Source organism: Aeromonas sp. 600527 (assembly GCF_049175415.1).
GTDB lineage: Bacteria > Pseudomonadota > Gammaproteobacteria > Enterobacterales > Aeromonadaceae > Aeromonas > Aeromonas veronii_A.
The window spans coordinates 606,561-620,536 of record NZ_JAAKVA010000001.1 but is presented as its reverse complement, the minus strand read 5'-3'; the positions used below and the strand labels follow the sequence as shown (position 1 = coordinate 620,536).

At 55.0% G+C, this 13,976-nt stretch carries 8 protein-coding genes; 5 read left to right on the top strand and 3 right to left on the bottom strand.

The window, feature by feature from the left end; translation table 11 throughout:
- Positions 1–30: 30 nt before the first annotated feature.
- Positions 31–1,977 carry a PTS 2-O-a-mannosyl-D-glycerate transporter subunit IIABC gene (mngA, locus tag G5154_RS02665; protein WP_337072101.1) on the bottom strand — a complete coding sequence of 649 codons (1,947 nt, stop codon included), beginning with the start codon at positions 1,975–1,977 and terminating at the stop codon, positions 31–33.
- Positions 1,978–2,224: 247 nt separating this feature from the next.
- On the opposite strand from mngA, the gene G5154_RS02660 reads away from it, so the two are divergent.
- Positions 2,225–2,944, top strand: a complete 720-nt coding sequence (locus tag G5154_RS02660) for a GntR family transcriptional regulator (RefSeq protein ID WP_043851054.1) — start codon at positions 2,225–2,227, stop codon at positions 2,942–2,944.
- Between the two features lie 127 nt (positions 2,945–3,071).
- On the opposite strand, the gene xseA is transcribed toward G5154_RS02660, so the two are convergent.
- Both xseA and G5154_RS02650 read right to left on the bottom strand, forming a co-directional pair.
- Entirely contained in the window at positions 3,072–4,451 is a 1,380-nt protein-coding gene (gene xseA / locus G5154_RS02655; protein ID WP_337072102.1) for an exodeoxyribonuclease VII large subunit, read from the bottom strand.
- A 147-nt stretch (positions 4,452–4,598) separates the two neighbouring features.
- Entirely contained in the window at positions 4,599–5,345 is a 747-nt protein-coding gene (locus G5154_RS02650) for a lysozyme inhibitor LprI family protein (RefSeq protein WP_337072103.1), read from the bottom strand.
- Positions 5,346–5,971: 626 nt separating this feature from the next.
- Here G5154_RS02650 and guaB point away from each other — a divergent pair.
- The 4 genes from guaB (at position 5,972) to G5154_RS02630 (ending at position 13,908) form a co-directional block, all read left to right on the top strand.
- Complete coding sequence (guaB, locus tag G5154_RS02645) at positions 5,972–7,435, top strand: IMP dehydrogenase (protein ID WP_005360033.1); 1,464 nt, start codon at positions 5,972–5,974, stop codon at positions 7,433–7,435.
- An 84-nt stretch (positions 7,436–7,519) separates the two neighbouring features.
- The gene (guaA, locus tag G5154_RS02640) at positions 7,520–9,109 is read left to right on the top strand and encodes a glutamine-hydrolyzing GMP synthase (protein WP_019445882.1); all 1,590 of its coding nucleotides are present in this window, start codon (positions 7,520–7,522) and stop codon (positions 9,107–9,109) included.
- Positions 9,110–9,487: 378 nt separating this feature from the next.
- Entirely contained in the window at positions 9,488–9,760 is a 273-nt protein-coding gene (locus G5154_RS02635) for a hypothetical protein (protein ID WP_010633780.1), read from the top strand.
- 299 nt (positions 9,761–10,059) lie between these two features.
- The gene (locus G5154_RS02630) at positions 10,060–13,908 is read left to right on the top strand and encodes a hypothetical protein (protein WP_337072105.1); all 3,849 of its coding nucleotides are present in this window, start codon (positions 10,060–10,062) and stop codon (positions 13,906–13,908) included.
- Positions 13,909–13,976: the final 68 nt, after the last annotated feature.

Sequence of the window (13,976 nt, the reverse complement as noted above, 5' to 3'; positions counted from 1 at the left end):
CTGTTGAAAAAGCGGTGGTGAAGATGCGCCTTACTCTGCAGCGACCACCTGATAGGTGCCGCGCTGCATGGCGTGACGGCGCCAGCCGATCAGCACCACAGTGGAGATAAGGGTGCCCACCAGCGCCGCTCCGAGCCAGACGGCGGCAGCCATCAGGGCGCCGTGGCCGCCATCGTGGAGCAGGAAGAGGGAGAAGATGCCAGCCCCCGGGGTGGAGAGACCAATCCCCATGGCACCCACCATGGCGCCGGTGACCACCGAGCCTGCGAGGAAGGAGCCGATCACCCGGATCGGATCTTCGATGGCCATCGGAATGGCGCCCTCGGTGATCCCAGCCAGCCCCAGCAGCCAGGTGGATTTGCCGGTCTCGATCTCGAAGGTCTGGAACAGGCGCGGTGCCAGCAGGGTGGAGAAGGTGACGGTAAAGGCCGAGACCATCTTGACCGCGCCGAAGATGGCGTAAGGGCCGTAGACCCCGTTGGCCATGGCGCCGAGGCAGAAGGCGTAGGCCGCCTTGTTGACCGGGCCACCTAGGTCAAACGAGCACATAAAGCCGAGCAGGGCGCCCAGCACCAGCGCATTGGTGCCGGAGAGGCCGTTGAGCCACTCGGTGAGGCTGTTGTTGAGCCAGGCCACTGGCTGACCGATGACAAACAGCATCAGGCTGCCCGCCACCAGGGTGCCGATCACCGGATAGAGGTAAAAGGTGAGAAAGCCGTTGAAGTTGGGGCTAAGGCGCACATGCTGCTTGACCCAGCGCATCAGGTAACCGGCGATAAGGCCACCGACCACGCCGCCGAGAAAACCGGAGCTAATCATGTTGGCGGCCAGTCCCGCTGCAAAGCCTGGGCCCAGCGCCGGTTTGTCCGCCAGCGAATAGGCGGTATAGGCCGCCAGCACCGGCACCATCAGAGTGCCCAGCATGCCACCGCCCAGCTTGCGGTACATCCAGAGCCAGGAGTTCTCGGTATCAAACAGATGCTGCAGGCCGAAGATCTGGGCCAGCAGCACAGAGACGGCGAGCACGGTACCGCCTGCCACGATGAGCGGCACGGCAAAGGAGATGCCGCTCAGCAGCGCCTGCTTGAGCTCGGTCTTGAGGCTCACCTTCTTGCCGGTCTGCGCGTCGCTCTGGCTGGTGTTGGGCGTCGGGGCGGTGCGACCGGCCTTGGCCGCTTCCAGCGCGTCATTCAGGATCCGCTCGGCATGGCGGATGGGCTCGGCCACCGGCGTCTCGATCCGGGGGATACCGGCGAAACGCTCCTGCTCCTTGATGGCCACCTCGGCGGCGAAGATGCAGGCCACCGCAGCATCGAGCGCCTCTTGCGGCAGGCGATCCTCAATGCCGTTGGCACCCTGCTTTTCGACCAGTACCCGAATGCCCAGCTTGCGCCCCGCTTTTTCCAGATACTCGGCGGCCATATAGGTATGGGCGATCCCCGCCGGACAGGCGGTGACACAGACCACAGTGGGTTTATTTGTATCTAAGTTGTCTTCTTTTGCTGGTTGCTTGCCGCTATCCCCTTCACCATCGAGCAGCGCCATCAGCTGCTCGGCACTCTGGGCCGCCAGCACTGCCTCGCGGGTATCGTCATCCACCAGGGCGGTGGTGAGGGTGGTGAGCAGTTGCATGTGGGTGGAGCCCGCCTGATCGGTTGGGATCGCCAGCATGAAGATCAGGTTGACCGGCTCGGGGCCGTCGATCCCCTCCCAGCCCAGCTCCTCGCTCAGGGTCGCGACGGCAAAGGCTGCTTCACGCACCGCATCGCACTTGCCGTGGGGTACCGCCAGCCCTTCGCCAAGGGCGGTGGGGCCCTGCGCCTCGCGGGCCATGACCGCAGCCAGAAAGGCGGCCTTGTCGTGCAGCTTGCCGGCCTGATCGAGCCGATCAGCCAGGGCATGAATGGCCGCATCCCGATCGGCAAACCGGGTTTGCAGCGTGATGAGATGGGGGCCGGTAAGACTGGTCAGATTCATGATGATCCTCTGTCAGGTTGGCTTGCCAGCAAGCCGTCATGGTGAAAGTGACTGCGATGCTAACAAACCGGCCGACTGATTTTTGTGAGTGGTATCATACAATTCATTATTTGTATTGTTTTTGTATTGTTTGGTCGAGGTGATTTGTTAGGTCAAAGGAGGCTGAGCCGTTTTGTCTGCCGGGTAACTGGGGTAGAATGACGCCTCTTCCATTTATCATGGCGCAGAGCCGACGAGGTGGCCTTTCGTGTCGAAAAAACCTATGTATCGCCAGATAGCCGACACCATCCAGCAGTGGATTGCGCAAGGGGAGCTGGCCCCCGGCGATGCCCTGCCCACCGAAGCCGAGCTGCGCGAGCAGTTCGGGGTGAGCCGGGTAACGGTGCGTCAGGCCCTCAAGCAGCTGACCGAACTCAACGTCATCGAGAGCATTCAGGGCAGCGGCAGCTATGTGCGGCAGGAGAAGGTGAACTACGACATCTATCAGCTCACCAGCCTCTATGAGAAGGTGACCGATCCGGCGGCCGAGACCCACAGCGACATTCTCGCCTTCGAGGTGATCAAGGCGAGCAGTGAGTTGGCCGAGCGGCTCAATCTGGTGGAGGGGGCGCTGGTCTATTACGTCAAGCGGGTACGCTTTATTCGCCAGATCGCGGTGACGCTGGAGGAGACCTGGATGCCGCTCGCCCTCTTCCCCGATCTCAGCTATGCGGTGATGCAGGGCTCCAAGTACCACTACATCGAAGAGGTGAAGCAGCTGGTGATTGACCGCAGCGAGCAGGAGATCATTCCGGTGCTCCCCTCGGCGCAGGTGGTGGAGGCGCTCGGTATCGATCCCGCCAAGCCCATTATCGAGAAGGTCTCCCGCGGCTTCTTGCAAGATGGCACCGTGTTCGAGTTCAGTCGCAACTTCTTCAAGAGCGATGATTACAAGTTCACCCTGGTCGCTCGCCGCGCCAAGGGGTGAGCGGGCGGCAGCACCCGAGATAAAAAAGGCCACCACCGAGTTTGCGGTGGTGGCCTTTTTGTTTGACCGATTAACGGGTCGATGCCGGGCTAAATAGCAGATTGGCTGGTGGTTTGATGCTGCTGATCTACTGCGCTGAGTCTTTGATAACTTCCTCGACCCGCACCTGCAGGCTCCCTTGCGCCAGGGTGGTGATGAGCTGGTCGCCACTGTTGACCTGATCGGCGCGGCTGATGACTTCGCCACGCGCAGTGCGGGTGATGGAGTAGCCGCGCCCCAGAGTAGCGAGCGGGCTCACCCCGTCGAGACGGGTGGTGAGCATGGCGAGGCGGTGACTGGCAAGGTCTTGCCGCTTGGCAATCAGGGCATAGAGCCGCTCCTCGGCCAGCTGGTGGCGGCGCTTGCCAGCTGCCAAGAGGCGCTCCGGGCTCTTGCCCTGCAGGCGCAGCTCAAGGTTGGCGAGGCGCCGCTCACCCTGATGCAGGCGCTGGCGCAATAGCTGCTGCAAACGGGTGGAGAGCTCGTCGAGGCGCTGGGACTGCTGCTCCAGTCGCCGTTTCGGATCCTGATGATCGAGCCGCTTTTGCAGCAGGATGAAATCGTGGCGGGCAGCGGTCTGCTGGCGGTTCATCGCCTGCAGCAGTCGCTGCTTGAGGTGAACGAGACGCTGGGCGCGGGCGCTCTGATCCGGCGCCACCAGCTCGGCGGCGGCCGACGGGGTAGGGGCGCGCAAGTCGGCGGCAAAGTCGCTGATGGTGACATCCACCTCGTGGCCCACTGCGCTCACCACCGGTATGGCTGAGTGGGCAATGGCACGCGCCACCGCCTCTTCGTTGAAGCACCAGAGATCTTCGAGCGAGCCGCCGCCGCGCCCGACGATAAGCACATCCACCTCGGCACGCTGGTTCGCTTTGGCGATCGCCGCGACGATCTGGCTGATGGCGGCGCTCCCCTGTACCTGAGTCGGGTAGATAAAGACCGGCAGATCCGGCGCGCGCCGTTTAAGCACCGTCAGCATATCGTGCAGGGCGGCGCCGGTGGCGGAGGTGATAAGGCCCACCGCCCGCGGTTCACGGGGCAGCGGCCGCTTGCGGCTTTCGTCAAACAGCCCCTCGGCGCCGAGGCGGCGCTTGAGCTCTTCAAAACGCAGCGCCAATACGCCGTCGCCCGCCGGCTGCATCGACTCGATGATCAGCTGGTAGTCGCCGCGCGGCTCATAGAGGGAGACCCGCGCCTGCACCAGCACCTGCATGCCATCCTGCGGGCGGAAGGCCACCCGCCGGTTGTTGCCCTTGAACATGGCGCAGCGTACCTGCGCCGACATGTCCTTGAGGGAGAAGTACCAGTGACCGGAGCTTGGCATCGCCAGATTGGAGAGCTCGCCGGTCAGCCACACCAGCCCCAGATCCTGCTCCAGGATCATGCGCACGGCGCTGTTGAGGCGGGTGACGGTAAAGACCTGCTGCTCGCGGCCGTTCGCCGCACTGGATGGGGTAAATCGGTTCAATGGCGTACCTGTGGTCTGCCCCGGCGGGGCCGGGATAAAACGATGGACACTATCTTACCCCAGTGCGGGGCAGGTGCCGAGCCTCTATCTGGAAGTGATGCGTTACGGGTATTCAGGCCATATATAACTTGCCACGCATGAAGACATTCAGTATCCACGGTCACAGCCTGTTGTCATCGACAAATTTTTAGGAAAAACGGTGCCATCAAGGCCGGCTCTCATACCGCAGGAATATTCCCGGCATTTCATATCAGGGTCGAGTATCAAGATACTGCCAGCCCGATTAACTATGCGTAACGAACATGCTTTATCTAGTTCATCTGTATCCGATGAGGGTATATATTGGTATTCATTTCCAACAAGTTTGGCTATGCCATTAATATCACAAATATGCCCGTTTGTATTAAATGTTAATATGGAGAAAGATATGGTTATATTGTCTCTCGCTTCAATTGATATGTAATTTTTAGCATCAATCAAGTAATATCCTTCCTTTGTCGAGTTACTTATTATTGGTACTGAATGCGAGAGATAATGCGTACCAATCATTGTTGTATCGGCAGGGATGCTCTTTTCCCAATTTTTCAGTGTTTCCAGTCTGATCCGATAATTTTTTATGAGACAGTCAGCAGATGAGCACTCTTTCTTAATCTGTTTCAGCCAAGCTCGTTGTGATTTTTTTATAATATCATTATCTGCGCTATTTTTGAGTGAGAGTAGATATGTTTTGGCAAGTTCTTCATCTAATTTACTCAGCTCAGGCGTCATACATATCAACTTTTCATTTGATGTTTTTGCTTTCTTACAATCAAAACTGGCGGCATGAGATAAATAGGGTGAGATAATGAATGATGCTGCGACAAACAGATTTATGATTGATTTCTTACGAGACATTTCAACTCCGTGTTGGGGTTTTAAAAAAATTAAAATGTTGATTTGTTGCTAGATTATGGCGCTGAGGTAACCCCTTATGAAAACAAGCTTCAGCTATTGGTGCGGTGGGTTCGTAACCACGGCATATGTGAGTAATCATACGGAGCTCATGATGTTTTGCACCACTAATTTTTCACCTGTGCAACAAATGGCCTGTATGTTGTCTCATAGGTATGACAATGGCGAAAATAGTTGTTGTTTTTAGGTGCTGCTGCGGTGGCAAAACCGTACCCGAATAGGAAATATGTGCCATGCGAGGCGCGATTCGAACAAGAAAAAAAACGCTCAAAAAACAAGCGATTTGACGCTCTTTTTGGTGGGATAGGTAAGGCGAGGGGAGCCATTCTGACCGCTCTGAGAGGGGCATCTGGCAAACGGGCAGGGTGCATAAAATACCACTTAGCCAACTCTTTTGCCCCGAAATGGCGCTTTTCGTACTGATAATCTTGGTTTTTTGGCGTTTTGGCCGCCTAAAAGAGGGCTATGCCATAAAAAATTCAAAAAACTTCTTTACCAGTGACCAATGCGTGAGTAAACTTCGTCGGCAATATTTTACACCCCCACTTCCTCAACGGTGAGATATTGCCATGCTCAGGATTGCCAAAGAAGCGTTAACCTTCGACGATGTACTGTTGGTTCCCGCCCACTCCGAAGTTCTTCCCAATACTGCCGATCTGCGTACCAAGCTGACCTCCGCCATCAGCTTGAACATCCCGATGATCTCCGCTGCCATGGACACAGTGACCGAAGCCCGTCTGGCTATCGCACTGGCCCAGGAAGGCGGTATCGGCTTTATCCACAAGAACATGTCCATCGAGCAGCAGGCTGCCGAAGTGCGCAAGGTCAAGAAGTACGAGAGCGGCGTGGTCACTGACCCCGTCACCGTGCGCCCTGACATGACCATCGCCCAAATCAAGGAGCTGAGCCACAAGAACGGCTTCGCCGGTTACCCCGTGGTGACTGACGGTAATCAGCTGGTCGGTATCATCACCGGCCGTGACGTGCGCTTCGTGATTGACCTCTCCCAGACCGTTGAACAGATCATGACCCAGAAAGATCGTCTGGTCACCGTACGTGAAGGGGCCCCTCGTGAAGAGGTGGTTGCCCTGATGCAAAAGCACCGTATCGAAAAAGTGCTGGTGGTGAACGCCGACTTCAAACTCAAGGGCATGATCACCGTTAAAGATTTCCAGAAAGCCGAGCGCAAGCCCCACGCCTGTAAAGATGACAAGGGTCGTCTGCGGGTCGGTGCTGCGGTTGGTGCCGGTGCCGGCAACGAAGAGCGCGTCGCTGCGCTGGTGGAAGCCGGTGTTGACGTGCTGCTGATCGACTCCTCCCACGGCCACTCCCAGGGCGTGCTGGATCGCATCAAGGCCACTCGCGACGCCTATCCGGATCTGCAGATCATCGGTGGCAACGTGGCGACCGCTGCGGGCGCCAAGGCGCTGGCTGCTGCCGGTGTCAATGCGGTCAAGGTCGGTATCGGCCCGGGCTCCATCTGTACTACCCGTATCGTGACCGGCGTGGGTGTGCCCCAGATCACCGCCATCTCCGACGCTGTTGACGCGCTGGAAGGCACCGGTATTCCGGTGATTGCCGACGGCGGTATCCGCTTCTCCGGCGACATCGCCAAGGCCATTGCCGCGGGCGCCAGCTGCGTCATGGTAGGTTCCATGTTCGCCGGTACTGAAGAAGCGCCGGGCGAGATCGAGCTCTATCAGGGTCGCTCCTTCAAATCCTACCGTGGTATGGGTTCCCTGGGCGCCATGTCCAAAGGCTCCAGCGACCGCTACTTCCAGACCGACAACGCCGCCGACAAGCTGGTGCCGGAAGGCATCGAAGGTCGCGTGCCGTACAAGGGTCGTCTCAAAGAGATCATCCATCAGCAGATGGGCGGCCTGCGCTCCTCCATGGGCCTGACCGGCAGCGCCACCATCGACGACATGCGCACCAAGGCAGAGTTCGTGCGCATCTCCGGCGCCGGGATGAAAGAGTCCCACGTCCACGATGTGACCATTACCAAAGAAGCCCCCAACTATCGGATGGGCTGATAAAACGGGGCCCTGCGCCCCGTTTTTCCACCCTTTTTTTATCCCGTGCCCTTTGTGACAACATCAGCCTGATGCAGGAATAAAATGACTAAAGACATTCACCAGCACCGTATCCTTATCCTCGACTTCGGTTCCCAGTACACCCAGCTGATCGCCCGCCGTGTGCGCGAAATCGGCGTCTACTGCGAACTGTGGGCCTGGGACGTAACCGAAGAGCAGATCCGCGAATTCAATCCGAGCGGCATCATCCTCTCCGGCGGCCCCGAGTCCGTGACCGAGGCGGGCAGCCCGCGCGCCCCCGAGTATGTGTTCAACGCCGGTGTCCCTGTGTTCGGTATCTGCTACGGCATGCAGACCATGGCCGAGCAGCTGGGTGGCAAGGTGCAATCCTCTACCGAGCGTGAATTCGGTTACGCCAAGGTGGAAGTGCTGGGCGAAGCTGGCAAGAGCAGCGCGCTCTTGCGCAATATCGAAGATGCCATCGCTGACAACGGCAATGCCCTGCTGGATGTCTGGATGAGCCACGGTGACAAGGTCACCACCATTCCGGCCGACTTCACCACCATTGCCCAGACCCCGACCTGCCCGCACGCGGCCATGGCGTGTGAGGCCAAGCGCTTCTACGGCGTGCAGTTCCACCCGGAAGTGACCCACACCCGTCAGGGTGCCCGCATGCTGGAGCACTTCGTCAAAGACATCTGCGGCTGCGAATGCCTCTGGACCCCGGCCACCATCATCGACGACGCCGTTGCCCGCATCCGCGAGCAGGTGGGTGACGATGAAGTGATCCTCGGCCTCTCCGGCGGTGTCGACTCCTCCGTGGTCGCCATGCTGGTGCACCGCGCCATCGGCGATCGCCTGACCTGCGTCTTCGTTGACAACGGTCTGCTGCGTCTGAATGAAGGCGAGCAGGTGATGGAGATGTTTGGCGATCACTTTGGTCTGAACATCATCAAGGTTGAAGCGGAAGAGCGCTTCCTCTCTGCCCTGGCCGGTGTTGACGAGCCGGAAGCCAAGCGCAAGATCATCGGCCGCGTCTTCGTTGAAGTGTTTGATGATGAAGCGAAAAAGCTGAAAAACGCCAAGTGGCTGGCGCAAGGCACCATCTATCCGGACGTTATCGAATCTGCTGCCAGCAAGACCGGCAAGGCCCACGTCATCAAGTCTCACCACAACGTCGGCGGCCTGCCGGAAGAGATGAAGATGGGTCTGGTCGAGCCGCTGCGCGAGCTGTTCAAAGACGAAGTGCGCCGTGTTGGCCTCGAGCTGGGTCTGCCCTACGACATGCTCTACCGTCATCCGTTCCCGGGCCCGGGTCTGGGCGTGCGGGTCCTTGGCGAAGTGAAGAAAGAGTACTGCGATATCCTGCGCCGCGCCGATGCCGTCTTTATCGAAGAGCTGCGCAAGGCCGACCTCTACAACCAGGTCAGCCAGGCGTTCGCCGTGTTCCTGCCGGTGCGCTCCGTTGGCGTCATGGGCGATGGCCGCAAATATGACTGGGTCATTGCCCTGCGCGCGGTCGAGACCATCGACTTTATGACTGCCCACTGGGCCCATCTGCCGTACGACTTCCTCGGTCACGTGTCGAACCGCATCATCAACGAGATCAACGGCATCTCCCGCGTGGTGTACGACGTCTCCGGCAAGCCGCCCGCAACCATCGAATGGGAATAAGCGGCTAACGCCCTTACACCCTTCAAGCATAAAAATGTAAAAAAGACGCCCTTGCGGCGTCTTTTCTTTTTCCAATCGTTTGCGCCTCATTTTTCCCCTCGCTAGCCGCTTTCTCGCCTCCCTGCCTCTGTCAGATATGACAGGGGGGGGTTATGGATCTCGCACTAGGCTCAGCCATGCCAATTGAGACCGATGTTGTGAGGCAATGGTCGTGGCAGCAGGGGAGGGTGACGACAGCAACGCCTTCATGTGTGCTGTCGACACCAGACATACCGATATCTGGTATGGCCCCCGGTGGAGTCCGGACACCACTTGAATAAACGGGGCGGAACCCGAACAGCCAAACGAGTAGGGACAAGAGATCACGGAGGGTTTGTTATGTCAGAACAAGCAGTGTTGTTGGGCGGATGGACTGCCTACCACAAGCTGAGCGCCAAAGATCAGGCCGTATTCAACCAGGCGCTGGAAGGATTTGTCGGGGTGCAGTACACCCCCTTTGAAGTCTCCACCCAGGTCGTCGCCGGCACCAACTACCGTTTCAAATGCAAAACCACGGTGCCGCTGCCCAACCCGATCCACGGAGAAGCCGTGGTGCAGATCTTCCAGTCCCTGGATGGCTCGGCCCATATCACCTCCATCACCCCGATCTGATTGGGTGGTGGGGCAAGGCGGGGAGAGGGAATAGCCTCCAACCTGTTGGCTCCAAACCCACTAATAAGAAAGACGCCCTAGGGCGTCTTTCTTATTACAGGAGTTTGCATGTCAATATTTTTCAGACAACAGAACTGTGGAGGAATGAAACTCATGTGACTGTTAATATGGGTAGATTTTTTGGTCGAAATTTAATCACCCCCCCCGATATAGGTCACACCATTTCCTGTACAAGTAGATAATTGATTTGCATGTGAATAACATAGTGGTCTTCTAACTCGGAAGCATCAGAGGGCATCGTGGCGATTTTTGATATTGAGAAAGACGACTTACTCCGGCTCTCTGATACCCAGCTTGAAGAGTTAATAGCGCGCCTTGCCGAGGCGGAAATTGCATCCCATGGTCATAGCCCTGCTTATGTACACTGGTCAGGCTCTATAAATGCTCCCGATGGCGGTATCGATGTGCACGTTAAAGTACCGGTCGAGCAAATGAGCACTGGCTTTATTGAGAGACCTGATACGATTTTTCAAGCCAAAAAGCATCCAATGCCGAGGGCTGCGATAACCTCAGAAATGACTACTGATGGGGCATTATCACCGACGATCTCTGAGCAAGTGGCAAAGGGAGGGAGCTATATCATCGTCAGCTTGGATGATGATTGTTCTCCTCTTATGAAAGTGGATCGCCTGCAAGCAATGCAGTATGCGGTAGCGGATGAACTTAACCGCTCCAATATTCACTTGGATTTTTACGACCGCTCGAAACTGGCGCAATGGTTGCGGCAGCACCCGTCAGTCATGCTCTGGGCCCAAAAAATACTCGGTCAGGGATATTCTGGGTGGCAGCCATATGGGGCTTGGAGTAATCCGCCTCAGGGGTCAGAAGATACCTTGATTTCAGCACCAGGGGTGATAATTACTCTGCCATCAGGAAAAGGGCAACAGCTAGCCATTCAGGAGGCTATCGGGCCAATGCGTGAGCTGGTTCGTTCAACCAATAAAGCAGTCCGCATTACGGGATTATCCGGTGTTGGAAAGACCCGAATTGTACAGGCTCTTTTCGATGAAACGGTCGGAGCAGATGCGCTTGATCGGACTATCGCAGTTTATGTTGATACAGGTGAAAACCCAGAGCCCTCTGCAACAGCAATGCTGGAGCGACTGATTGCTGAGGGGCGACGGGCCATTATGATCCTTGATAATTGCCCTTCTGAATTGCACACACTTCTAGCCAGTAAAGTAGCGGCCAATAGTACGATCAGCCTTATTACTGTTGAGTATGACATTAAAGATGACAAGCCTCAGACCACAGAGGTCATCCAGATTGAAGCGGTGGGGCCTGAGGTTGCCGAACAGCTTCTTCTCTGTCGTTTTCCCAATATCGGTCGGAACAACGCCCGCCGAATAGCAGAGTTTTCTGATGGTAATGCACGCGTTTCCTTGGCTATTGCCGAGAGAGTGGAGGAAGGTGAAAGTCTGGCCCAGCTTTCAGATGCACAGTTATTTAACCGTTTGTTCGAACAGCGAAACAATCCGGATGATGGTTTACGGGAGCAAGCTGAAATATTGTCTCTGGTCTATTCATTTTCAGTTTCATCGGTTGAGGAAGGGCAAAACGAACTGGAGGTTTTGGGATCAATCTCGGGGCATTCCGTAAGCCAGTTGTTCCGAGCAACAAGCAGGTTGTCAGAACGCCATATCGTACAGAAGAGGGCTCATTGGCGGGCCATTTTGCCTCATGCAATTGCCAATAGGCTGGCGTCATCGGCACTGAATTGTATCCCGGTTAATCAACTAAGAGCGATTTTTGAAATCCATGGCAACCAACGCTTACTCATGTCATTTGCGCACAGGTTAGGGCTATTGCACGACCACCCAGTTGCGAAAGAAATTGTTGAAATTTGGCTTGAACCTGATGGGTTATTAGGGCGGATAACTACGTTGGACGATATATCGGCACGAATGCTGGATTATATTGCACCTGTTTCTCCAGAAATGCTTCTCGATAGAATTGAGACTGTACTTGTTTCCTCTAATTTTAAGGGTATGAAGCCGGGTTATAATTCACGACGAACGTCAATTATTAATCTGTTATGTTTATTGGCTTATGAATCAAACACCTTCGGACGGTGTATCAGACTTCTTATTCATCTGGCCGATTATGAGAAGGAGAACGATGGTAACAACTCGCTGACAAGGCAGATAACGAATTTCTTCCAAGCATATCTATCCGGAACGCATGCTACTTTAGAACAACGCATTGCCATTATGAATGAATGTTGTCTATCTAATGTTTCTAGACGTAGAGCATTGGGTTTCAAAATGCTTTCAGCAGCATTGGGAAATCGTTACACAGGCTTTGGAAGTAATGCATTTGGTGCTCGTCCGAGAGACTATGGGCTTCACCTCAGTCATGATGAGTTTGTGCAGTGGCGCTGCGCTTTTATCAATGTGGCCACACAATTTGGCACTTCTGGCGATCCCGCTATTGAAGTTCCCGCGCGGCAGATCATGGCTAATACGTTTCGAGGGATGTGGGGCCAGTCAGCGATAAGGGAAAAGCTTATCGATGCTGCTCGAAAATTACATGAACATCATCCTTGGGGCGAAGGTTGGAAAGCCATTCGTACGATGATCTATTTCCATCATCATACCAAGAGCAAAAAAACGAATAATGTTGAGTCCATACCAGATTCCCTTATTGTACTGGAGAAAGAGCTGGAGCCTCATGATTTGCTTCCGACAATCATGATGTATGTGCTCAGCAGAGCGCATGGTCCTTGGACGCTGGATGCCGATTTTGATCACAACGATCATAACAAATATCAGGAAGCTGAAAGGCGGCTTAAATCCAAGGCATTTCAATTGGGTGAGGGGTTTGCTGTCTCAAGTCATGAGCTCGATGAGCTGGGACCTAACCTATTTTCTAATGACTACATGCCTTACCGTGCAGCATTCGGGGGAGGTTTGGCCAAGGGGGGGGAGGATTTATATTCCGCTTGGCTAAAACTTGTTGAGTATCTTGATATACAGCCTGCAGGACATAAAAATTTGTCAGTGTTTGAGGGCTTTATCGAAGAAGTTGACCGTATCGAGCCAGCTCTTGCAAAGGCATTACTTGATCAGTGTGCACAACATCCTCAACTTCGACACGGTTTGGTTGAGCTACATCCTCGAAGGAGCTTCACAGAAGCCGACCTGGATCGTTGTATGGCGATTATGGATGACCCTGATATTCACCCGAATATGTATGAAACAATTCTATGGCGTGATGAATACGAGGATTTGTCCAGAGGCCGAGTACTCGATCTAGCGATGCGGCTCCTGAGTAAACCGGGAGGTAGTGATGTGGTGCTGCGTGCGTTAAGTATGTGGTTACACGGTGAAGAAGGGACCGTGGACAAGCTTGGCCCTGATTTTCGACAAATAGGTCTTAAAGCTGCGAGGTTGAGTTTGCCAAAGGATCATTGTGACTCCTATGGGGGGGATGGTTACAACATGGAATGCGTCATCAATACTGCATTACGTTTCGATGGCAATGAGCCAGAAAAACAGGAGTGGTTGGACGCGATCTTTGCTGTTGTTGATCTGCATTATGGTTACGTTCATTCATATGAAAGCGCCATTGAGACAACAGCTGCGCTGATGCCAGAAGCATTTTTAAATCGAGTCTTTGAAGGCACTGAAGAGCAACAAGAAAGACGGCAGTTTTTTATTTGTAATAGAGACTTACGATTCTCACCTCTTGCCCATATTAATATGGATTTTCTGATTTCGTGGTGTTGTGCCAGAAATGAGCCCCGCGTATGGGTAGCTATTGCAGCAAGCATTAACTTGTGGGAAAAGGATGACGAGATTGAAGGACTCAGGATGTCAGAGTTAGCTCTCAGGCTGCTTGAGTCATCTCCTGACCCTACTATTGTTCTGGAAATATTCGCCGAGCGTGTCACTCCTTCATCTTGGTCTGGTAGCCAAGCCAAAGTAATGCAGTCCAGAGCGGAGGCAATTCATAAGTTGGTTGAACATGAAAGAGCAGATATTTCGACTGCGGCTCAAACAGTCTCTGCAAACCTGGCTCAGCTAATCGAGCGCCAGAAAGAACGAGAGCAGCGGGAGGATATGGAACACGAGCAGCGGTTTGAATAAGAACTGTCTGTTTCAAGCCCGTAGGGTGCAATGAAATTGCACCTCTACTTTTGTTCCTTATACCTTGC